The sequence below is a fragment of the Peribacillus sp. FSL P2-0133 genome, assembly GCF_037975445.1.
Taxonomy (GTDB): Bacteria; Bacillota; Bacilli; order Bacillales; family DSM-1321; genus Peribacillus; species Peribacillus simplex_E.
The window spans coordinates 1,891,792-1,915,167 of the sequence record NZ_CP150254.1 but is presented as its reverse complement, the minus strand read 5'-3'; the positions used below and the strand labels follow the sequence as shown (position 1 = coordinate 1,915,167).

21 protein-coding genes are annotated in these 23,376 nt (G+C 37.3%); 4 read left to right on the top strand and 17 right to left on the bottom strand.

Annotation, left to right across the window (positions count from 1 at the left end; translation table 11 throughout):
- Nucleotides 1-188: 188 nt before the first annotated feature.
- From MKY17_RS09285 to MKY17_RS09260, 6 genes are all read right to left on the bottom strand, one after another.
- Nucleotides 189-1,355 carry an MFS transporter gene (locus MKY17_RS09285; RefSeq protein WP_339201730.1) on the bottom strand — a complete coding sequence of 389 codons (1,167 nt, stop codon included), beginning with the start codon at nt 1,353-1,355 and terminating at the stop codon, nt 189-191.
- A gap of 616 nt (nt 1,356-1,971) precedes the next feature.
- Entirely contained in the window at nt 1,972-2,955 is a 984-nt protein-coding gene (locus tag MKY17_RS09280) for an MBL fold metallo-hydrolase (RefSeq protein WP_339201728.1), read from the bottom strand.
- Nucleotides 2,956-3,206: 251 nt separating this feature from the next.
- The gene (locus MKY17_RS09275; protein ID WP_098372731.1) at nt 3,207-3,584 is read right to left on the bottom strand and encodes a MaoC family dehydratase N-terminal domain-containing protein; all 378 of its coding nucleotides are present in this window, start codon (nt 3,582-3,584) and stop codon (nt 3,207-3,209) included.
- Nucleotides 3,585-3,774: 190 nt separating this feature from the next.
- Nucleotides 3,775-4,551: an AraC family transcriptional regulator gene (locus tag MKY17_RS09270; RefSeq protein ID WP_144528696.1), complete on the bottom strand. Its 777-nt coding sequence runs from the start codon at nt 4,549-4,551 to the stop codon at nt 3,775-3,777.
- 16 nt (nt 4,552-4,567) lie between these two features.
- Complete coding sequence (locus MKY17_RS09265; RefSeq protein ID WP_339201727.1) at nt 4,568-5,143, bottom strand: LysE family transporter; 576 nt, start codon at nt 5,141-5,143, stop codon at nt 4,568-4,570.
- Between the two features lie 304 nt (nt 5,144-5,447).
- A complete protein-coding gene (locus MKY17_RS09260) occupies nt 5,448-6,824 on the bottom strand; it encodes a PLP-dependent aminotransferase family protein (protein WP_339201726.1) in 1,377 nt (458 codons plus the stop codon).
- Nucleotides 6,825-6,982: 158 nt separating this feature from the next.
- Between MKY17_RS09260 and MKY17_RS09255 the strand changes: the two genes are divergently transcribed.
- Nucleotides 6,983-7,885 carry a DMT family transporter gene (locus MKY17_RS09255; RefSeq protein WP_098372727.1) on the top strand — a complete coding sequence of 301 codons (903 nt, stop codon included), beginning with the start codon at nt 6,983-6,985 and terminating at the stop codon, nt 7,883-7,885.
- A gap of 516 nt (nt 7,886-8,401) precedes the next feature.
- Here the strand turns inward: MKY17_RS09255 and MKY17_RS09250 are convergent.
- Nucleotides 8,402-8,824, bottom strand: coding sequence for a GyrI-like domain-containing protein (locus MKY17_RS09250; protein ID WP_286177176.1), 423 nt, complete (start codon nt 8,822-8,824; stop codon nt 8,402-8,404).
- A 566-nt stretch (nt 8,825-9,390) separates the two neighbouring features.
- On the opposite strand from MKY17_RS09250, the gene MKY17_RS09245 reads away from it, so the two are divergent.
- Together MKY17_RS09245 and MKY17_RS09240 are read left to right on the top strand one after the other, a co-directional pair.
- The gene (locus MKY17_RS09245; RefSeq protein WP_098372726.1) at nt 9,391-9,882 is read left to right on the top strand and encodes a DinB family protein; all 492 of its coding nucleotides are present in this window, start codon (nt 9,391-9,393) and stop codon (nt 9,880-9,882) included.
- 399 nt (nt 9,883-10,281) lie between these two features.
- Nucleotides 10,282-10,536 (top strand): hypothetical protein, encoded by a 255-nt coding sequence (locus tag MKY17_RS09240; RefSeq protein WP_339201724.1) that lies wholly within the window; start codon nt 10,282-10,284, stop codon nt 10,534-10,536.
- Nucleotides 10,537-10,589: 53 nt separating this feature from the next.
- Here MKY17_RS09240 and MKY17_RS09235 read toward each other — a convergent pair whose 3' ends face one another.
- Both MKY17_RS09235 and MKY17_RS09230 read right to left on the bottom strand, forming a co-directional pair.
- Nucleotides 10,590-10,982 (bottom strand): DUF2283 domain-containing protein, encoded by a 393-nt coding sequence (locus tag MKY17_RS09235; protein ID WP_339201722.1) that lies wholly within the window; start codon nt 10,980-10,982, stop codon nt 10,590-10,592.
- Between the two features lie 9 nt (nt 10,983-10,991).
- Nucleotides 10,992-11,672 (bottom strand): DUF4258 domain-containing protein, encoded by a 681-nt coding sequence (locus MKY17_RS09230; protein ID WP_339201721.1) that lies wholly within the window; start codon nt 11,670-11,672, stop codon nt 10,992-10,994.
- 138 nt (nt 11,673-11,810) lie between these two features.
- On the opposite strand from MKY17_RS09230, the gene MKY17_RS09225 reads away from it, so the two are divergent.
- The gene (locus MKY17_RS09225) at nt 11,811-12,743 is read left to right on the top strand and encodes a S8 family serine peptidase (RefSeq protein WP_339201720.1); all 933 of its coding nucleotides are present in this window, start codon (nt 11,811-11,813) and stop codon (nt 12,741-12,743) included.
- A 69-nt stretch (nt 12,744-12,812) separates the two neighbouring features.
- Here MKY17_RS09225 and MKY17_RS09220 read toward each other — a convergent pair whose 3' ends face one another.
- From MKY17_RS09220 to MKY17_RS09185, 8 genes are read right to left on the bottom strand one after another with little or no spacing between them, the layout of a single operon-like run.
- Nucleotides 12,813-13,664 (bottom strand): N-acetylmuramoyl-L-alanine amidase, encoded by an 852-nt coding sequence (locus MKY17_RS09220; RefSeq protein WP_339201719.1) that lies wholly within the window; start codon nt 13,662-13,664, stop codon nt 12,813-12,815.
- Nucleotides 13,665-13,712: 48 nt separating this feature from the next.
- Nucleotides 13,713-13,958, bottom strand: coding sequence for a phage holin (locus MKY17_RS09215; protein ID WP_339201718.1), 246 nt, complete (start codon nt 13,956-13,958; stop codon nt 13,713-13,715).
- Nucleotide 13,959: 1 nt separating this feature from the next.
- The gene (locus MKY17_RS09210) at nt 13,960-14,277 is read right to left on the bottom strand and encodes a hypothetical protein (RefSeq protein ID WP_339201717.1); all 318 of its coding nucleotides are present in this window, start codon (nt 14,275-14,277) and stop codon (nt 13,960-13,962) included.
- A gap of 31 nt (nt 14,278-14,308) precedes the next feature.
- Nucleotides 14,309-14,629, bottom strand: coding sequence for a hypothetical protein (locus MKY17_RS09205; protein WP_339201716.1), 321 nt, complete (start codon nt 14,627-14,629; stop codon nt 14,309-14,311).
- 15 nt (nt 14,630-14,644) lie between these two features.
- Entirely contained in the window at nt 14,645-16,738 is a 2,094-nt protein-coding gene (locus MKY17_RS09200) for a hypothetical protein (protein WP_339201715.1), read from the bottom strand.
- The gene (locus tag MKY17_RS09195; protein ID WP_339201714.1) at nt 16,731-18,221 is read right to left on the bottom strand and encodes a phage tail spike protein; all 1,491 of its coding nucleotides are present in this window, start codon (nt 18,219-18,221) and stop codon (nt 16,731-16,733) included. The genes MKY17_RS09200 and MKY17_RS09195 overlap by 8 nt, the downstream gene beginning before the upstream one ends.
- The gene (locus MKY17_RS09190) at nt 18,221-18,931 is read right to left on the bottom strand and encodes a phage tail protein (RefSeq protein WP_339201713.1); all 711 of its coding nucleotides are present in this window, start codon (nt 18,929-18,931) and stop codon (nt 18,221-18,223) included. The genes MKY17_RS09195 and MKY17_RS09190 overlap by 1 nt, the downstream gene beginning before the upstream one ends.
- Complete coding sequence (locus MKY17_RS09185) at nt 18,928-23,280, bottom strand: peptidoglycan DD-metalloendopeptidase family protein (RefSeq protein ID WP_339201712.1); 4,353 nt, start codon at nt 23,278-23,280, stop codon at nt 18,928-18,930. The genes MKY17_RS09190 and MKY17_RS09185 overlap by 4 nt, the downstream gene beginning before the upstream one ends.
- Between the last annotated feature and the right edge of the window lie 96 nt (nt 23,281-23,376).

Below are 23,376 nucleotides of genomic sequence, written 5' to 3'. Positions count from 1 at the left end.
GCCAACAGCTGCTTTTTAAGCATCCCCTGTATGCGCACGAGATGAACTAGATGTATTGCAGGTTTAGTGTATTGGTATTAAAGGTTTGTTTTCTTGAATAGCCTTCTTAAGTAAAAGCCATATTATAATCCACTTTTTTGCAAACAATTCCACCTCTATTAACATAGAGGTGGATAGTTTTCATCGATTTATATATTTTTATACCTTGACTTTTCAATTAAATAATCCTTATATACTAAAACTGCAACAACAATAAAACTTAGACTAACAAACCTGAAGATCATCTCTAAACTAATCCATTCAGCTAAAATACCTAATACAAATGAGCTAATTCCAACACCAACGTCAAAGCTGGAAAAAAAGGTTGCGTTGGCTGCGCCTCTTTTTTCTTCTCTTACATTTTGAACAGTCCACGTTTGTAAACATGGCATAACAGTTCCATAACCTGCCCCAAATAAAATCGCCGCAATGATAAGTTGAAGATCATTCCTTGCATAAGAAAGTATAAAAAGTGACAAAAATCCTAACACAGCTGACATAATGATAATAGACCAAGGTCCTTTTTTGTCATACCATTTTCCCGTAAACGGACGTAGTAATGTAGCGACAGTTGCATTGATAAGGAAGAATAGAAAAATATGATCCAATTCCTTTTGTTTTCCAAATAGAACGATAAATGTAATGATCGCTCCAAAACCAAGTGTTGTAATAACCGTCAGTAACGCTTGGAACCAAACATCTTTTTCAAAAATCATATCCAATAATCGAAATGGTTTCTTCTCACGCTTTTCAGTGGTAGGTGAATATACAAATTGAAGCGCAATTACTGCCAATAGGCTCAGTACTACTGATGACCAAATTAAAATATCGAAGGAAAAAGAGTCATAGATAAGGATACCTATACTTGGTGCAATGATAGCCCCTACCGTTGTGGATATAGAAAAATACCCTATTCCTTCTCCTAATCGTGTCTTAGGAATTAAATCAACTACTATTGTACTATTAGCTGTGGTCGATACCCCCCACGCTGCACCATGGAAAAGTCGTAACAATAGAAGAAGCCATATAATATTAAGAAATGGATACAGCATTGTTATAATCATTAAAGCTGCACTTGCACAAATGGCTAGACTTTTCCGTTGGTTATCAATTAAATAGTAACCTACAAAAGGTCTGATTAGAACAGCACCTATCGTAAATAATGTTGTTACTAGACCAACATGAATGGAAGATGCATTCATGCTTAACATATAGGCTGGCAAAATAGGAAGCAACATTTCAAACCCTATAAAAACTAATAAGTTGCTTGTAAATAAAAAAAGAAATGATTTATTAAAGATTCTTTGATTTTTCATATAACTATTCCTCGCTTCTAAATTATTTTTCTAAGTTAGAAGCGTTTGGAACACTGAAACGTTTTTCAATTGTCTAAGTTTTTTAGTCAATTGACTCACCCTCTCTAAACCCCTTAAAAATTTTCAAATAATCATATCAGAATCTCGCCTTATAAACAAGCTAATTTTTAAACAGCTTTATCAAAAATTAAATGACTTTATTGTAAATGGAGCAACTTTATTGTCATTATACAGGAATTAACATCACAGTTTTTGTTATTGTGTATTTATTCCAATAAAAAAACATCCTCGACAGGATGCTTTAAAATTACTAAAACCCATTAAAAGCAAAAATAACAACCTAATAATCCTTCACAAGCACCCTCGTAACGAATGATCTTTTCTTTCTCCCCAAGTGATCTTTAGCGAATTCTATTTTTCTTGATTTTCTTTATGATACTCTAATAATCTATTCAACATTTTCCCTTATTATCATAAGTCTCTTCAATTTACAGTTCACTTTCCTTTTTGCCCCTCTTTCCATGTTACCCATCAATTTTTGCGTAGCTTACAAGAAGGAATTCCTAGTATAAAACAAGTTAAACGAAGTGTATCAGACCATAAATTTCTTCTTTAGTTATGTGAGATAGCCTGGGGACTTCCAATCTTTCGGCTTTATGTTCTTATTCATCCATTTTTTTTGTGGCGCGTGATATGGAGTGGAAGAAATTAAATGATCATTGTGCCAGCTTGCTGCTCCAGAACGAATCATTTCATCAAGCAGGACTCGAATAAATTCCTCTGGATTTAGCTTGAAAGAGTAGCGTGCAAAATCATGGAACCAACCACACTGTAATAGGTACTCATCAACTTCTTCTTTTGCCAATCCATTTTTAATGATTAATGTGAATGAAAAAATCCTCTTACAAGCATGCCATGAAACTTTTTCTGGTGCCTTTAGCCACTTTTCAAACCGTTTCCTTGCTGCATCAATGGAAACCATAGGATTTTCTATTTGAGGTCCATGTCCCGAATATGCCTTTCGAATTGTGAGCATGGACAATAGATCCAAACTTTCTATAGATCGTTGGATAGATGTTACACCCTCTCGGAAGATATTTAACCATCCGATATCATTTTTGTGGAAAAGATCCCCGCAAATTAGTATTTCTTCTTCCGGTTCATATAAAGAAATATGCCCTAAAGTATGTCCCGGAGTGTACAAGACTTTCAAATTTCTACTACCTGTGTAAATCTCATCGTTATCTGAGAGCTTTATATCCACTCGATAAGGTTCTACAGGCTGATCTAACCATTCTGCACTACAGGATTCAAGGTCACAAGAATTAATTAAATCTGCTTCCCATTTATGAGCAGCAATCTTAACACCGAAATTTTTTTGAAAATGAAAATTCCCCCCTACATGATCGCTATGATAGTGCGTATTCACTATAAGGTGTAATTCTTCAGGTGAAACGCCTACTTCTTTAATTAATTGCTCTGTACCTTTCGCATCACTTCCAAAACCAGTATCAATAAGGACTGGGAGCTGATCCTTAATAAGTAACATGTTTGCACTGGGAAATTTTCTTTCAAAAAAAATAATACTTGAGTTGTTCATAAGCTATTCCTCCTTAAATAATCAACTAATCTGAATAATCAAAATATAGTAACTATATCATCATTTGGATTTACACTTATGATCACTGTTATATCTATCGAATTTGCACACCGACAATGACAGTCGCCCCCAATTTGTCCCCTGTGTGGTTTTGCGTCTCAGTCACCCATGCTGCTACCTGCGGGGTAGGCGCTATAGAATCAGTTCAAAAACAATAAACAGAATAAAATTAAGCAGCTAAGTATATACGTTTATAATATGACTCCCGCAAAGCTTCCTCTTAATACTTGTTCCTCATTCTGGTTTGCGCATAGGAAAGTTGCCAAAATAGATATTCTACCATTATCTTTCTTTTCAAACTTTTCGATCGTTACTTCACATATTATTGTATCTCCTGTAAAAACTGGTTTAATAAACTCAAAATTCATAGTACGAGCCAGTACATTGTTTTCTCCACCAACTTTTGTTGGTAAACAAGCAGTCAACAACCCTTGAATAACAAGTCTCCCCTGTTCATCGGGAGTAATATGGTGATTCCCCTCATCCCAGGATACTTTTGTGAACATTTCAACATCCTCTTTGGTGAAAGTCCGTTCAAATTTAATAATATCCCCTACGTTTAAAGACAATTTTATTCCCCCTTTTATTTTTATCCTAATTTAATCGTGTAGACTTATACGATTGCCGCCATTATATTTCTTGAAGATTTTCAGGATAGATAGCCGTGGTAACGTCTAATGTGCACAAATTCTCCCCATTAAAAATGCTGTAATATTTACTTTTACCTTGTTAAAAGAATCAGTCTTAATTTATCCCTTCTCATTTTAAATGTGACATATATTCAAATGCCGTTATTCCATATACGCTTTTAAAATGTTTATTTAAATGGGTTAAATCAACAAAACCACAATCAGCAACAGCTGAATAAATATCTCCGTTTTTTTCTATTAGCTGCTTTGCACGTTCTATCTTGCAGTTAAGAAAGTATTGGTATGGTGAAATTCCAGTATGGGCCTTGAATAATCTGATAAACTGGAATTTAGATAAATTAAGCTCTTTACATATCTCGTCAAGTTTAAGTACATTGTCTAAATTGGTATGAAACATTTCCTTTGCTTTTCTAATTGGAGCGTTATCTTTCTTACAGTCTGTAGAAAGATTCGTTTGAATAAGGCTATCTGCGAGGGATAAGAGTAATTCACTGCACAAAGCCTCATCTTTTTCACTTAAAATAGCATTAGAAAGATTTAATATTCTTTGTTCAATTCTATAATCATACACAATGGGAGTTGAAAATCGTACTAAATCCTTTTTCTCAATAACCTCTAAAAGCAATTGTGGCTCAATATATAGCATAACATAATCAAGACCTGCCTCATCATGTGCCATTCCGTCATGTGCCTGTTCTGGATTAAAAAGCATAACACCATTTTGATATGATAATTGTAAACTTCCATCCAAGTTATAATGCTGAATACCACGCAATGTTACACCTATCGCATATTCCTTGTGAGAGTGCTTTTTATACGTAAAATCAGTAATACTGGCTGACAACGCCGTAATACCTGCAGATTTTTTATAGATAAATTTGTCCATTTAATTCACCCCTTATCTACATCCAAATCATTATAGCAGAATAAGCTAAAGATATTGCCATCACGGCATTAACAAACTTTTCATGCTTCTGTAAAAACTCCTTGAAGAGCGTACCGAAAAGAACCCATGTAATAAAAGCTAAAAATCCTACAATAGTTATAGAAACAACACTTATTGTCACTGCAGGCATTGCAGTATAGTGTGGCATAATAAAGCTGGGAATTACAGTCATTGTAAATAGAACCACCTTAGGATTTAAAAACTGCATAAGGAAGCCTGACATAAAAGTGGCAGTTTGGTTTACAGTTGGTTTTGATGTATCCATTTTGTAAATTTGATAAGCGAGATAGAACATATAAAAGCTTCCGATTATCTGCATAACGATCAAAATTTTTGGGATTATCGTTACTAGCATAGTATTCAACATAGCAGAAATAACAAGTAATAAACCAAAAGCAATAGTTGCTCCATACGTATATTCCATTGCCTTCTTTGTCCCCATATTATGCACTGTGGATAATATCACGATATTAGTAGGTCCTGGTGTAAAAGTTACAATAAAACAGTAAATTAAAAAAGATGTAATATTCATGAGGAAAACTCCTTTCAAGTAACCCATATATTACATCTTAAAATCAATTGGTATATAGTATATTATTGCAGGTTTATTAGGGTACCTCAAAGACTCCACAGAAAACATACTGAATATTTCAATCTTTCTTCAAGCTTTAACCCTTTATCTTGCCTTTTTGAAATGGGAGCACATAAAGGTTTATTATCATTATGACTCAAAAAGAACATTGCTAAATTTCTAAGTTACATAATCAACCGTTTTGATAAATGCTTGGAAATCCGTATAATCCTCTGAATCTGCCATCTATAAAAGCTTACCCATACTATATGAGTAAAAAGTTATTTGGAGTAATATGTTTTTTTCTACTGTCAATTAAAGCAATACAGTGAGCCAATCGCTCTACCCCTAGTTTAATTTGACTCTCGTTCACTTGTGAGATGCATAATCGAACGAGATTTTCTTTTTTATATTCTGCTAAAAACATTCTAGAGGCATCATCAACATATATATGCTGCTCGTTTAACATATGAACCACCTGTTTTGCTTTCACATTTTCGGGCAAACTGATGGAAAGATAGAATCCGGAAGTCGGTTTTGAAAAAGAAGTATTGGCCGGCAGCAATAATTGACATGCTTCTTGAAGGATCTGCATTTTAGTCCTATATACCTCTTTGACTTTTTTGAGATGGCTATTAAACATACCGCTTTTTAAATAGATTTCTAGCGCACCTTGAGAAAGTGCTGAACTATTAAAATCCGAACTAAATTTATATCGTATGAAATTGTTAATCATTAATGCAGGAAGAACGACAGTACCAATCCTTAACCCAGGGAGAAAAATTTTCGAAAGGCTTTTAATATAGATCACTCTCCCAGAAGGATCAAAAGAAAATAAAGGATCTGATTTTGGATTTGGATCAAGGTCTCCTAATATATCATCCTCCACTATATATACATCGTATTTTTCAGCTAACTCAACGATTTTTTTCTTTTCGCCATTCGTATAACAATGTCCAAGTGGATTGTGAAATCTCGGGATAATATAGAAAAATTTTATATCATTATTTCGAAAAATGTATTCCAGACGATCAAGATCAATCCCTTCCATTGATAATTCAATTCCAAAAGTAGTAGTTTGATGCAGATTGATCGACTCAATGAATCCGAAATAAGTAGGCTGTTCAATTAGAATATTGTTTTTTCCATTTGGAAATGGCATAGACACTAATAAATTAAGGGCTTGCTGCGAGCCAGATACAACGACTAATCTTTCTGATTGAGTGAAAACCTGTAAATTTTGCAGATATTTCACCAACTGTACTCGTAGTGAGTAAAGCCCTTGTTGATCAGAGTATGTAAAAAGCTCTTCTTTATAATGATCAATTGCTTGATTCATACAATGTTGAAATTCCACATAAGGCATAACATTTTTATCTGGACCGGCAGACAAAAAATCAATCACCTCATTTTCTTCCGTCGCTTTTTGGTATTCATTCACAACATAGTAGCCGCTCTTAGGAACAGAATAAATTAAATGTTCTTTTTCAAGTTCTACGTATGCTTTAATGACCGTATTTTTGCTACATGAAAAATACTCAGATAACTGACGAACAGAAGGCAGTTTACTGCCTGCAATTAGCGAACCATCTTCTAGTCGAAGCTTAATGTCTTCCATTATCATAATATATTTTGAATTCATTTAATGATCCCCCTCCAACTGTACCAGGACAGATAGGTAAAAAATTGGTTTATTTTTATTGAATGTACTCATAGTATGTTAATTATATCAAAACTGTTTTTAAGATAAGAAAAAAACGGTACAGATGTGGTACAAAGTAAAAATGGGGGTCAGAAAAGATGCAGGGAGAAAAAAGAGAAAAATTCGGATTATTTTTGGGATTAGTGGGGGTCATTTGTTTTAGCTTAACACTCCCTTCTACAAGTATTGCAGTAGAATATTTTGGAACTGCGATCGTTGGTTTAGGAAGAACAGTCGTAGCCGCTATTTTAGTAGCCGTGGTACTAATTGTTCGTAAGGAAAAACTACCTTCTCTTCGTCAATTTAAACGTCTACTCATTGTTGCTTTTGGTGCAGTTTTAGGATTTCCTCTCCTCACTTCGTGGGCAATGGAATCCTTGCCTGTTTCGCATGGAGCTGTGGAATTAGCTCTGTTGCCGTTAGCGACAGCCGGATTTGCTATATTTAGGGCAGGTGAAATCCCATCTCTCAAATTCTGGATTTCAAGTATGATCAGCTCTTTAGCGGTAATTATGTATGCACTTCATCTTGGATTCGGCCAATTGCAAATTGCCGATTTAGCTTTACTGGCAGCAGTGGTCATTCTGGGACTTAGTTACGCAGAAGGGGGAGAATTAGCGAAAGAATTAGGTAGCTGGCAAGTGATTGCTTGGGCAATTATGATCGGTGCTCCATTTTTCATTATTCCAGTTGGGCTAAACCTGACAACTGAAATGCTTCATGCCCCAATACATGCTTGGATTAGTTTTATTTATCTCGCAGTGGTTAGTCAATTTCTAGCATATGTTGCTTGGTATAGCGGAATGGCTATGGGCGGGATAGCAAGAGTTAGTCAGATTCAATATTTACAACCATTTTTGATGATTCTATTTGCAACAGTATTTCTAGATGAATCCATCACAATTTTCACTCTTGTAATAGCAGTGATTGTTGTCTTTTCTGTTATATTAGGCAAAAATGCTCCCGTATCAAAAAACGGAGCTGTATCAGAGAAAAGCTAACTGCATGTTCAAATGAGATTTCAAAAGGCATCAATGCCATGCATGACTGCTTCGGTACGTATGGAGTGATACAAATCATAATTATGCTCAGCACCAGGAAGTTAGGCATAAACAACAGGATTAGATGAGGAATCACTCAGGTGCTCCGTGAAGCGTCGGGCATTTCCCACGGGCACTAACCTGTCCTGATCACCAATGGCGGTGCTTCTTTTCCACTGTAAGCCATAGGAGATGAGAAAAATGCATTTTCTAATTCGTGAGCAAGTGTGAATCCTTATCCCACAAAACTGCCATGGTTGCATAAGAAAAAGGCTGCCTTTAAGGCAGCTCCGATCTTCAGCTATCCCCCGTTTCTAAGAGGTCCCCCCAAGCGGTGGTGTCTAACTTTTTGGATTCACTTCATTTTTTATGGTCTCCTTTATTGCATCCTATGGATGCAACTGTAACTTTAAGTACACTACTTAACATCTTTGCTACATTAAATATTGAATTCATGTTAGGAGTTAAGTGATTATGCTATTCAATTGGCTTAACCTTATATCTCAAAACGGTTTTTAATTTTGCAGGTTCAACTTTTCTAAAATCTGAAAGATATATTTCTCTATGTTGTAATGAAGTTCTTTCAAGATTATTATTTTTTATGAATTCATTCATTAATTTAAAACTTTGAGGTTCATCATCATATGGACCTACATGAAGCATTTGGACAGATAAACCATCTTGAAATGTACCGAACTTTACATCATTTAAAAATGGATGTGGTTTCTTTTTTTCTACATTTTCAAATGCCCACTCTACTATTTCCTTTGTTACAAAATCTGGTTGTCTAATCATGATAGTAAATAATAATTCATCTTTATTCAATGTATCTAATTTCTTTCCCTCTTCTGTTAAATCCCAAATTCCTTCTAATGGACTTTTCAGCGAATTCATGTTCATTTGGATTTCCTTTTCCCTTTATCAAAAAAAAATTCTGTTCTGGAATTGTTACAAGTCCAGATTTTCGTTTTGGAATATATAAATTCTTTTCTTGTTTTCTCCATTCGTATTTCATTAGTTTTTGTTCCCTTCTATATATTTTTTTCAATATATTTGATTACTAATTCAACGTCCTTCTAAATAAAACTTCTTCTGGACAATTCCTTCAAGCCCTTGTTGATTATCTTAACAAACGAAAGCCGATGTCTATGCTCATGTGTCAAAGAACTCAAAGAAAAAAGTGTATATGGATATTCAAAATACATGAATTATGCCCATAAAAGATAACTTTACGATAACCAAAATGGTTTTAGACAGTTGTTCTTTCTCAGTTAACACAACTTATGATAAACTAAGGTTATCAGAATTTTCCAAATAACGGAACGTTCCTTGTTCCGTTAAAGGGCCAGTTTAATTGAACAAGGAATTGGCATGACACCTTAATTAGTGAGCTATTTATAACACGCCGCAAATGAATTTTGACCAAAGGATATCTATTAAAGGGATTAAATTGGAGGGAATAGAAAATGGATGTAAAGACACTTTTGTTACAACAATGGGCAAGCTGCTTAGATGAAGAAGACTGGTTTCCACCACTTGAAAAAGTGCTAGAGGACATCACTTTTGAACAGGCAATTTGGAAACCAGCTGATGGGGCAATGAATTCCATTTGGGAATTAGTTTGTCATTTACTTTTCTTTGAAAAGAGATATCTGATGCGATTTCTTGGTGAAACAGCGAATGAACCACAGGCAGAAAATAATGACTCTACATTTCGATTACCAACTGAGACGTTAGAAAATTGGAAGGAAACAAAACAAGAATACTTTTATGTTCATCGTGAACTTGGAAAAATACTAGCAAAATCAGAACATGAAGATTTGTATAGACAGATTCCAGGAGATAATTCATTAGTGCTTGAACTGAAGAGTTTAGCAATGCACGACGCCTATCATATTGGGCAAATTGTATTCCTAAGTAAAATGCAAGGTGCTTGGGCAGCGAAACGAAGCTTTTAAAAAAGCTTCATTAGCTTTACAGTTATTCCATTATAGGGGGGCTTTAATGGAATAAGAACGGGAACGTCCAAATCGGACGTTCCCATATTTTATACCTGAAAAACAACAATACTACTTAACAAAGCCAAATTTGCCAAGGGTTTGAGATATTTATTGTTCGCATTCCCATCGGTGAACTTGTGTACGGAACAAACTTCCTAGCATAATCAGGCATCATAAAACCTCACAAATGCCTGTTTAATAGCTTTTTCAAATATAGATACTTCATTATTAATAGTTAAATATCATGAAGTGGTGGGCAAATGGTGGGCAAGTTGGTGGGCAAAATAAACTTACTTATTTTGAGTAAATTGATATAAAATATATTTATTAATTACTAAACCGAAAAGAGCAAAATGAATGAACATTAATATAAAGGTTTACTTGCATGCAAAGGGAACAAATTTTTTACAAAGTGGAAGCTTCCCTGTCACCAACTCAGACTATAAAAAAGATCAAGATTGGACAGCTGCAGTTGTAGCATATGAATGGATTCAGCAGATTAAAATTAGCTTTGCTGATAATGAGGATTTTAGGGTAGATCAAGTCATTTATGAAGATAATGACATTACGGAGTTGGTTAATAAGCTTAGATCAAATCAATACAAAAAATAGGCCCCTCTCAATTTAGAGAAGGGCTTTTTCAATCAGGACTTCATGTTTGAGAATTATTCTGTAATAATTTTCAAAAATTCCTCATTGTACTTTTTTATATCAACTACATCAAAACCTACAAACTCTTTATAATCATCGTCCGCAAAACAAAAGTCAATTCCATTATAGTTAAACTTACTTTTTATATCTTCTTCAGTTAAACGGAATGAAAATTTCTCTTCATTTTCCCTATAAATTTTCTTACTTCCAACCATTTTAGATAACTTTGAAGTTATTGGTCCAAAAAACTCTATTCCTACTATTCTACCATCTTCGTCAATATCTAACTCTAAATATTCATTTACTTCTAATTCATCAGTAGACTTAATCTTATACTGTACTGAAGAAGGTAAGGTATATAAATAGGCTAACTCTGCTTCTTTGTCAAATGTAATTCTAGATTCCATTTTTTATCCCTACTTCCACCTTGATTTTGGTTTTTCTGATTTATAAGTTGTGGTTAATGAGTTTCCTTTTTTCGCTACTGCTACACCCTTATAATAATAAACGGTTGATTCATATTTTGGATCGTAATATTTTTTGCCTTTTGTTACTGCATTAAATACTTGTACTGGAGAAACTCCCCTTTCGTGCATACGCTCAGCTAAATGCCAAGTTGCTTTTAATGGCTTATTAGCTTTTTTTAATAGAAAACTAACAGCAGAAATTAATCCACGCACAACAACAGCGCCAACTTGACCTTCAACTTCAGCGCTTTCATTTTCAAATGATTCTGTATTAATTTCTTCCTCATCTCGAATAAGAGCCTGAACGTCTATATCAGGATTTATAGTATCACGATAAGCTAATGATTCCTCATCTAACAACAATTCATTTGAATCTAAGTTTAGAATTTTCTCCTCTAGTTCTTTTACTTCTTGCTCAGTCAAATCTAAATTGACATCGTTTATATCATTTATTAGTTCTTTATCATCAATAACATCTTCAACATTAAACTCTAAAAGTTCTTTGTCGGTTAAATTCGTATTGTTTTGTAACTCTGTTAATTGATCTGCTTCAACCTGTCCTGTAAATACTGGTCCTATTACACTAAAAAGCATAATTGCTGTAATTAGGATAATAATCCTATTCTTCAAAATAAATCCCTACTTTCAATATTTTTGGAAATAACTCTTTTATATTACCATAATATTAAAATATATCAATATTTTACATCTTTATACTTTTTATACTATTATTTTATTTGAATGATATTTATGATAGGAGAAGTATTTATGAGAAAAGAACAAAAACGCAAATATTTAATAGTAGGGATTCTATGCTTAGTCATTTTTATGACAGTAAGTCATAGGAATACAAGTAAGAATGAACCGGTATTAGGGATAAGTAGCATACATCAGTTACAAGAAAAACAAATGCTCAGCGGAAAAGGAATATCCATTGCTATTCTTGATTCAGGGGTGAATTTAAATAATCATGCTTTAAATATTAAAGGTGGAGTGAATTTCACTAAAGAAACTAAAGATTATCAAGATTTAAATGGACATGGTACCTATTTAGCAGGAATTATAGCTTCAAAAAAATATGGTATAGCACCAAAAGCTGATGTATATGCAGTAAAAGTATTAGACAGTAAGAAAAAAGGAAGTTACGATACAATTATAAAAGGAATACAATGGGCTATAAATCAAGATGTCGATATTATTTTAATGAGTTTAGGCGGTCAAAAATTTTCTAAAAGTATGGATGAATATATAAAAAAAGCTCACCAAAAGGGTATTACAATTATTTCTGCAGTTGGGAATAATGGACTTTCTAAACTTGATACAGTTATTTATCCTGCAAAATTCAATGAGGTTATAGCAGTAGGTGCAGTAGGAGAAGATAATAAACGATGGTTTAAATCTAGCAGAGGTCAAGGGATTGATATCATGGCCCCAGGAGTGAATTTACCAAGTTTCAACTTGAAGAATGAGATAGTAATAGAAAATGGTACTTCCGTTGCCGCAGCATATGTAGCAGGAGTTGTATGTTTACTCATTCAAAAAGAAAATATGACAAATATTGAAATAGAAAACACACTTAAAAAGACAGCAATAAGCACTGGAAGTGAATTCGAATATGGTAATGGAGTAATAAATGTTAGAGAAATTATTAGAAAAGACGAATCAATGATACAAAAAATAATTGGTTTGTTTAATTTTTAATATTCCAGAAAAATAATCTAAAGAGCATATTTATATTACCATCCTCATAACATGCTCTTTAGATTTTAGTTATATAACACGAAGGGATTGTCCGGCATAAATCATATTATTGTCACCTAGTTCATTCCAACTTTTAATATTTTTAATCGAACTTCCATATTTCTCAGCAAGAGCAGATACCGTGTCACCTTTCACAACTGTATGATAGGTAACTGTTGAACCACTTAAAACAAGCTTCTGTCCAATCTGTAGAGAATTAGGATTCACCTTAGGATTTAACGATTTCAAATAGTCCACTGTTGTTCCATACTTTTTAGCGATCGAGTATAAAGTATCCCCCTTCAAAATTGTATGACTACGGGTTTCAACGCTAGTAGTAGCTATTTTCTTTTTCAAATTAAATGCTTTCACTAAACCATTAACATGTCCCTGAGCCAATGCTTCAATAAAGGCACTCTTTTTTAGTAGAGCCGCATCCGTTTTATAATCAATAAATCCGCACTCTGTCAGGACGGCTGGCATTTTTGTCTCTCTCAACACATGAAAATTAGATTTTTTCTTTCCACGGTCCTTTATATTGATTAGCTTAATAATTTCTGTGTGAATCATATATTGATAGGTCTTTGCCTTTGCACTTGCTGAAGTATGGATGTAATCTTCGTACCCTGTGCCACCACCAGCATTAATGTGGATGGATAAAAAAATATCGGCCCTCCAATTATTTACCGCCTTGGTACGATCAGTTAAGGATTGAAAAGTGTCACCAGTACGACTCATTTTGACCGTGACTTTCTCATACCCGGCTAGAATGTCTCTTATCCTTTTTCCGATTCTTAATGTTAATTCCTTTTCTTTTAACCCGTTTCCAACTGCCCCAGGATCTTTTCCACCATGCCCCGGATCAATAAAAACTTTAGTCATTTCCCATCTCTCCTTTTCATGCAAAATAAAAAGCTACCGATTGGCAGCTTATTTTAATCCTTGTTCTTTCAAAGCCTTCTCTTGTTTCGTTGCTTTCTTGGTTACAAGATATTGATTCTTGTATACTCCATATAAAGCAAAAACAAGAGGCACTAAGGCTGTAAGAAAATTAATAAATGAATTGATGGTATTTTCATTGAACCAATCCAACTGAAAGCCGAGTGATTGAAAAAATAAAAGCAGTGCACCCAGTACACCGCCTATCATAGCTATATATTGTTTTGTTTTATCCAATTCAGCCCTCTCCTTTATGTTCAATTTTATCAATGCGTTTATGAGCCTGTTTGGTGCTTTCATCTATTCGAATAACTGTCCCTGACAAAGTAGTCCAACGTTGATCACTCGCTTTAAGATCAATTCGAATGGAATCCAATGATTGACCAATATTGTCTAACTTTGTACTGATGATAGCTGATTCTGTAGCATCATTTTTGACATTGCTTTTGATTTCATTTTTTCTATTTCGGATAAATGTTAACAAGCCCAGGGCAACTCCGGTTGCCGTACACAAAAAACCAATGAGTGTAATTAATAAACCCAATGAAACATTCACCTTTACACCTCCCACTAGTAAATTCTTTTTCTTACATAACCTCCTCAGTGGCCTTCTCTCGATCTTCTCGCATTTTATCAATCACCTTAAACAGGTCAATTAGGCGATATTCATTTAATGGCTTACCAACTGTGAAAATGTCATCTGTACTCATCAGCAAATCGTAATATTCGTGTTCTATGATGTGCAGCTCACTAACTACTGGTTGTTCCTCCATATCTTTAAACACGATTTTACAAACGACCATTCTATTGGTTTTGTTCTCGTTAATCTCTTCCACTTCTTCCGTTACAGCCCGAATCGTTAATTGAATTTCCTTCGTCACAATAAAACTCTTATCTACAAATCTCACAATCTGTCCCTCCCTTTACACTTCGTACCAGCTATCTTTCATCCAAATCAAATGAAGGTAACGACGGTTCTTATTTAAAAGTATATTTTTCTCATCTTTTGTTCGTAGACGTGTGGTCCAGTTAATTTGGACCGAATGATGACCGGAATAAAATAACGTGAGTCTTTGCCCTTCAATGATTCCATCCCGTATCGGATACTGGGCAGGCATCACATCACGTGTTGAGGTCAATTCCACGACATGATTTTGATTGATGAACATTTCGTCAAACGACAATTTATAACCGGAAGTCATGGTGACAGGTTTGTGGACGGGTTTATTTATTTCACCTATATACCCATTGATTCGATTCTCTCCCCCAATAGGCTGGATGATAAATAAACGCGCCAGAGAATTGGTTATCGTGACGTCCGAGATATTGAGGTAATCAAACGACCCTTCCCCCATACGGAAGATGTACTGGAGAATGTTGATGGCGTCTAAACCTCTTAAGGAGAATCGCTTATTAAATCCATAACTGTTGACAATCGCATTATAAGCGTTGGTTACCTTCAACCCGTCTATTTTCAACACGGACTCATTGTCCGTCGATTCTACATTCGTGTGGCGATAAATAAAGACGCCATCTTTATACCCTCGAATATCGGCATTGTTGATGGATAAATCATTATCCACAGGAAATAAGGAGATACCCGCATTATTACCACTGGAAGCTTTGGAACCATCATCATAAACTGCTGTAAAATTCTCAATGAAAGACTCTTTCACCGGACTGGAAAGCCTTATAGCATATTGATACAAAGGATCGTCTTTTTCCGTTTGGACATCACAGTCAATAATCCGGAAGCCATAGTGGGTTAGTTTAGATGGATCCGGTACACCCTGTGCACTCGTCTGGAACCCATACGTCTTCCCACCGTAAGACTTACAATTGCGATACGTTTGATCACTGTCGTACCCATTATGAGACATGACGAACTGAGACGAGGTATTATTCAAGGCGTGTACATTATCCACCAATCCATCGAAAACGCCCCCACAATCAACGGTATGTCGCAAGTCTGCACCAATGCCATTCTGAACAAGCATTCTCATGGTTCCCTTCATCCCTAGTACTCCATTTCCTAGACCTGCAGCAGTGGAGGCTGGCTTAGAAAAAGCAAAACCTGATAATCTACAATCGTACGAACTAATAAAAGAAACTGCTGCATTTACATGATTCATTACCTGGAACTGCTCTACCTTAGCTCCTCTTGTGTATTCAAACCCTACTCCTCCATTTAGAAATTCTGCATGGATAACCGCTGGATTGATTAATGGAGAAATTCTGGTTACGTTGATTAGAGAGACCCGCTTTGGCAGACGAACAAAATCTCGAAGGGTTATGATGTTTCCCTGTACGTGTAACACCTCATGCACTTCAGAATTTATATCTGGAAGTCCGTCATAGTGCCGTACTGTATCATCCTTTAATAAAATTAAATCGCCAGCAGCTATATCTTTTACTTGGGCATTTAGACGCAACACCCTGTCTTTTCTTTTAGCAGGTATAGAAAGAGAATAAGTGACCTCACTTATCCCCCCCTTAAAAGTAAAAAGGTCACCCGTTCCTTTATTTATCAATTGGCTGCCTGAAAAGTTAAGCCAAACACCTTTGTTCAAAACCATTGGATCGAACGCGTAATCTCCTTTAGGGAATTTGATTTCTGTTCCTTCTTCAGAAACGGATACGGCATCTAAAACAGATTGGGTCGTAATCTGTCCATTGAATGAAAACTCAAATGCATTGACCGTCCCTTTTAATTTTCTCTCGGTCTGTATCAAACTTCTGTCAAAAGCGTCTCCCCTTAACCCCATGGTTTGAAAGACTTCGCCTGTCTCCCCGGAAACATGAAAATCTTTAATTTCTGTGATATCCGTGGCATCGGCAATTTGTTCATTGTATTTTTTCGTCAAGACATCTTGCCGGAATTGCGTTTGCTCGGTCAATTGGGTAGCAACTTCGGTTTCTTTATTGACAGCCTCCAATCCGTCAGCTAGGCTGCCACGAACATCTTTCCCATACACAGCCGTTTTAATCTTGGTCAAAAACCCGCTTATACTAGCCATTGTTTCCTCCTTCCAAAGCTTCCACTTTAGCGAACAGCCCATCCAAATCGACTGGATGACTGACAGTGATTAAATTAAACTTCTTTTTATCAGGTGCGCTGAAAAGCCCGTCAACCGTTTCGGTTGCGGGCTGATAAATCGGCATGTCTCCAATAGCATCATTCAGTTCCTGAATAGTTGCCTGTAACTGTTTGACTGCCTGGTTTAGCGCTTCCAAATCACTGTCTTTCAACGTCCATTCAATGTTATTAACAGCGTCATTAACCTTGTCAATTTGTGATTTCATTCCACCGATTGCTTTGGCTTGCCGATGGATGGTGTTCTGCAGCTGGACCACATTCTTTTGCGCTTTAGACATTTCGTTCTGATATTGGGATGCGGTCTTGAAGAGGTCACCAATAGATAGGCTGTTCGTATTGGGATGAATAATGTCGATGGTCTTTTCAACCACTCTCAGCTTTTCATCGATGCCCATAACAGGATTAATAACCGGATAGTCATTGCCGACCTCAAAGCTTTCCGGGTCAAGGCCAATCAGCGATAAGTCAAGCGCAGATAGGACATATTTGACTTTGACTCGATTGTTCTCAGATATAAACTGTTTTCCCCTGGTCATGAGATTGGCTGGAAGGGTAATGTCATCCCACGTTTCGCTTTTGGCGACTACGCCATAGATCTGTTTGGCCGCTTCATCCTCTATATAATCACGCCCCCCGTTCACCGATGCGATGGTTAACCGTGCCTGGCTCGCATCCACTGCCCCTTCATCTTCTGACTCAATGGATACTCCTAGCGGAATCAACCGTGTAATAATCTCACTTGGATCCGCTTCTTTTTCAATGCTCTTCAAGTTTTTAGCAAGCCGAATCTCCGTTGTCTTTTTCACACCAATTTTACTTAGGTAATCCAGGTAACGGACACCGTTCTGTTTTCGGACCCTTAATTCCCCACCGAGCCGGTCAATGAGCTTGTCAAAGATGGAATCTAGCGTGGATTCATACCCCAAGTATCGATAGACATTATCGGTGGAATTCGTCACAGTTACTTGGCCCACTTGAAATTTTTTATCCACCTCGTCACCAGCGACCTCAGCATTATGGCAATCCACTATCACTTTAAAAAAGGCAGCAATCGTCATGTTTCTATATTCACCATGACGCTGGCAGGAATCATTCAGATACCCTAACTCCCCCTCGCACAAAAAGGATTTCATAAATTTGCCCTGATCATCCATTGACTCTGTTGGCATGAGAACACGGCCCTCGAATTCCCTTTTACCACTCTGAATATGATCCACCGTAACAAGCGTTCGCAATGGGCGTATGAGATGAAAACCTGGATTATCAGGAAGAATGGTAAATGAGAAGCTATCCGCTACATTAATGCCTTGTTTGACCTGGCCCGTCTGTACCTTAAGATCATTAAACGCTGGATGATGAATCACGGTTTCTTGTTTCCCATTCATTAACGTGACTTTGTACACTAAATCATCTCCTTTCGATAGTGGAAGGAGATGTGGCCATTTCCAATGATACGGAGATGATTATGTCCAGGCTTCAAAACAAAATCAAAAGAGGCGGATTCACCCTTTTTAACCTGGTAGGTGACCCCATCTTTAATAATCTGCATGGCCGCAGAAGCCTGTATGTTAGGCCGAGCATGCTTAGCCCCTGGATTGTGCAAAATGGGATCTAGCCTTCCTGAAACAGGGAATGCGGTCGTTTGAGCAACATCCCAAAGGAAGTTAAACTCATCCCACCGATCATGCCCTTCTTCATGATCGGCAATTTTAAATGGGTAAGCAGTAAATGTGATGCTGAGCTTGCCACCGACAAAATAATCTTCGTCATCTGGATTCTCCATGACTTCAGCCAAAAAGTAAAAGCCTGGGAGCTTATCATCTTTCAGCTTTATTTTTTTACTTGGCGGCATCAGCCAATGCAGGATGTCTGTTTCACGCACATACAAATGGTTTCTTCCCATTTCTCCCGTGATGTTAAATACATACGTAAGCTCACGCTCCAAATACTCTTGATCACCATACAGGGAAGAAAAATCATACTTTGTATTGGAAAAAGGGATACTCTCCAAAATCTTGTTTTTAGAAGGATTGCCGATTTTACGGCTCTCTAGTGTAAGCCCGAAATCCCTATAACTATGTTTGCCATTGTATTCAATACCGGTCCATATCAAGTGGCCATCCTCCTTCCAGCATGATTAATTCGTTTAGCCTGGTCCTGATCCAATAGTGAACCAACCTTTTCCCTTCCCAAATACACATCGGCCGTCTTTTCCGCAATGGCTTTTAAATAGGCCATCATTTCCGCATGATCTTTCTTCAGAAGTTGGTTTTGTTTCAGTGTCGCTTCAAGCAGCTGCATCAACAGGTTATTTTCTTCACTGCAAGTGCTAGGTGAAACATTCGGCAGCTGGTGTGGACGCTTATTGCCTTGAATCTCTCTGCCAGCAAGAGCCAACAATTTCTGTGCAGCCGTTCTTCGGGCGGGATTGGTTGGAATGACAAATTCCGGCCACCCGTCTTCTGCAAGGTTGTACATACCAGCACTATTTATCAAACCACCTGTGGCATAGCCATGACCATGACCGATAACTCTAAGCATTCCGCCAACGCCATATTTTCCTTTAGCATAGTTCATACCTGCCAGCAAGCTGTGTAAGCCATTGAATGGATCGTTATATCCTGGGAATGCATGTGCACGGAATGTTGACGGGATCACCTGGACGAGGCCGCGAGCAAGTTGTCCACTGTAATAATTGGCATCTTTGACCCCAGAACTTTGTACAGCCTTCTCATTACCGCCCGATTCAGACTTAATTTGTCTTAACCATGTATTCACATAGGCATCGGTTATTGGAAGACCGTTCATCCCCAATGCTTTTATGACCGTTCCGCGCCATCTTTCCACACTGCTACTAACAGGTGTCTTGTTGCTACCAAATGCTCCTAACAAACCACCGCCACCCAGTTCCTCAGGGTTTACCGCCACGTTGTTTCGTCTAATCTCAAAATGCAAATGATTCCCTTTTGAATGACCGGTATTGCCGACAGTCCCGATGATTTGCCCGTTTCTTACGCTGTCACCTGTCTTCACGTTATTTTTACTGTTATGTGCGTAAAGATACGACAGACCGCCGCCTGCATCGATGTGAACGACATTCCCATATCCACCATAACCGGATCCTGTTTGGCCAAACCCGGCAAATCGGACCACTCCACCCGATTGGGAAGGAATCGGTGTACCTGCAGGAGCGCCAAAATCTATCCCTTTATGCAGTTTTCCCCAGCGCTTACCAAACCCACTCGTTTTCCGGAAGGGAGCAGGAAAGCTAAATCCCCCACCGCCAAAACTAGGAAGGAGTCCTCCTACAAAATCGACAACCTTATCTTTCACTATGCCGAATGCACCTTTTGCTATCGTGCCGAAGTTACCATCCATTTTAGGTACTTTTACGCCCATGGTGCTAAGGACTTTATCCATCAAGCTTTTGGCTCCTCCAGAAGCCCAGTCCCAAAATTGAGAGGCTTTATCTTTTAACGCACTATTACCGGTTTTGATGGCACCTGCAGTCTTTGAGCCTATACTCTTTACGCCATCCCAAGCAGCGCCCGCCCCATCTTTAATCTTAGTCAGCCATCCCTTTCCATCCTTATAAGTAGGAATGGCATCTAAAAACAGCTTTGTATCAGGACCATTCATAACCGACGTAGCTCTAGGTAAATTAACGAAGGTATCCGTTGCTGGTGACAGGGCGAATTGTCCGTTTGGAAAACTTAATAGCTCAGCCATTCCACCATCACCAACAATGGCAGGGCCACCAGGATGCCCGTCTGTACCTTTTGCGTATTGTGGAACTTTCCAAGGTTTTAATTGGTTCTTCTCATCCACACCTACCAAATCCATAACCCAATTGACACCTTTAATGACCCCATTTACACCTTCTCCAAGCCCCGATACCAATTTATTCGCAACTGATATGATACCTGCCTTTATAAAGCTACCTGTTTTTTTCAGGCCATCTGACATCCTTTTTGGCATGCCCTTTACCGTTTCGACCATATCTGAAACATAGCCTTTAACATTTTTTTTAATTGAGCCGAATACTTCTGATATGCGTGATTTTAAACTAGTAAAACGGCTTAACGTATTTGTCACCAAGTTTTTGATAGGCTTATAAATATAATCCTTAATGGCATTCCAGATGGTTTTTGTCAGATCACGGATTTCATTAAAAATGGTTTTTATCGTATTCCGCATGGTAGTGAAACGATTCTTCACTAAATCCCAAATGGATTGAATGATTGATTTGAAGAACTTAAAGATGCCATTCCAAATGGTAGAAATGAGATTTTTAATAGAATTGGTGATGGTATTCAACGTATTATTCATGGATGTAAATCGATTCTTCACAAAGTCTACGATCCACTTAATGACCGTAGAAAAAACGTTTTTAATACTTCCCCACATGCCCTTGAATGAGTTTACTAGCAACTTCCCTAGTGAAAGAATGCCTTTCAGCATCTTGCCCCAGAACATTAATTGCACGAAATTCCAAATGAATGTTAAAGCACCTAAAAATACTTGTTTAATGCCTTCCCACATCTTACGGAAGTTCCCTGTGAATAGTCCGGAGAATACCTTTACTAAACCCATAATGATGTTTAAGGCTCCGGAGATGACGCCTTTGATATTTCCCCAAACAGATTTAATGATTGCCAGCACGAGAGGCATGGCAAACTTTATCACCTTCACAATAGCCCCGAATACAACTTGAATGATTTTACCTATATTTAAAAGAGCATCCATGATAATCTGTCCATTTTCATCCCAGAATTTTTTCAGATGATCTAGTTGATCTTTAAAGAATTTAATGACCGCTTGAATGGCTGGTTGGATAGCTTTTAACAAGTTCTTAGCCAGTTCTTTTATTTTTCCAAGCAATTTGTGGACGCCGTTACGGAAAGTCTCTGAGTTTTTATAGAGGAGGATAAATCCGGTACCTAATAACGCTAAAATCCCAATGGTTATCCCAACGGGGCCAGTTAAAGCTATAAAACCTGATTTTAACCATTTTAATAGGCCGCCGCCTTTGGCAATAGATTTAAAAAGTGGTCCTAACTTGAGTGCAACATTAGCAATTACACCACCAAATAAACCCAACCCAACAAGTAACGGACCGATTAAAGCTAAAAATCCCATGAATGTAACCATTAGATTTTTCGTGCCATCGCTAAGATTTTTAAACCACCCCACAGCATTTATCGATATTGAAACGACGAATTCTAGTGCAGATCCCAATCCTGCAAAGATAGGTTTAAAGATTTCATCGGAATTTTTGAAAAGGTCCCTGCCCTCATCTAACATGTTTTTTACACCGTCAAAAATACCGTGTTCTGTAACCATCCTCTCTCCAACCTGAGAAATGGACGCTTTGAAATTCTTCCATTTACCGGATAATGTTTCACCTGACTTTTCAATCATTCCGCTCGCAGCTACCGTCTTTCCATTCAGCCCTTCTGTTCCCTCAAGTATTCCTTCTGACATGGTCCTTAGAGCATCATTTATATCGATGGTTCCATCTTTTAAGGCTTTTCTTACTTCCTCTCGACTTTGGCCTAATTTGTTTCCAAGAACGGCCAAAATATCAATGCCTGCATTGGCAAACGAGTTGACCATGCTCCCGTCCACTTTCCCACTTAATAAAGCCTTTTGTATCAAGTCTGTCAATTGTGGAACTAGTTGGTCATCCCCTTTTAATGCGGCTAATTCCATGGACACTTCCGCATAAAGCAAAGAGTCTTTTTCTGACGCATTAGAAGCCAATAAATTGGCTACGGGGTTAGCAATTTCTGATAAGCCAAATGATGTTCCTGTAACGAGATCACTAACGCCTTTCATCACGGATTCCACTTGTTTTTCGCTGTCAAGAATCGTGCTAAGCATGAAATTAACCTGCTCTAAATCCATTGCCCGTTTAAACCCCATCGTAGCCACCGTGCCGACCAATCCAGCTATAGGTGCCGTTAATCTTGTGGTCAGGGTTTTACCTGTTTCTTTTATTTTCCCACTAATAGATTCAAGCTTATTTCCAAATGAAATCAGCGAATCTCCAGCTAGTGTCCATCCAGAAGAAGCAATTCGTTGTTCTTCTTTCAATTTTTTTAGTTCTTCTCTTACATCCCCAACATGACGTCCTAAGTTATTGAGGGCAGCCACTTCATAGTTATAGCTTTTGGCTGCCTTATCCGCTTCTTTAGAACCCTCACCATGCTCTCTGACCATCTTTTCGTACTCAGCCTTGGCTTGTTTCGTGACCTCTTTTTGGACTTCTAGTTTTCGATTCAATCCAGCTAAACGTGTTTCATATTTCCCTATAGATCGATCACCGCGATTAAATGCAGACAGGTTAGCCTTCAATTCACTGTTTACGGCCCTTAGCTTATCTTTTACCCCAGTTAGACCACGGTTGAGGCCTGTGGAGTCGAGGTCCAGTCCAATCGAAAGTCCTTCTATCTTCTCCATTCCATCACCCTCCCTTCACAAACCAATAAAAAAAATCCCTAGCCTCCGAATGCGGCAATCAAGGATTTTTCTTGTTTTGGTTTATTTTTTTCGTTT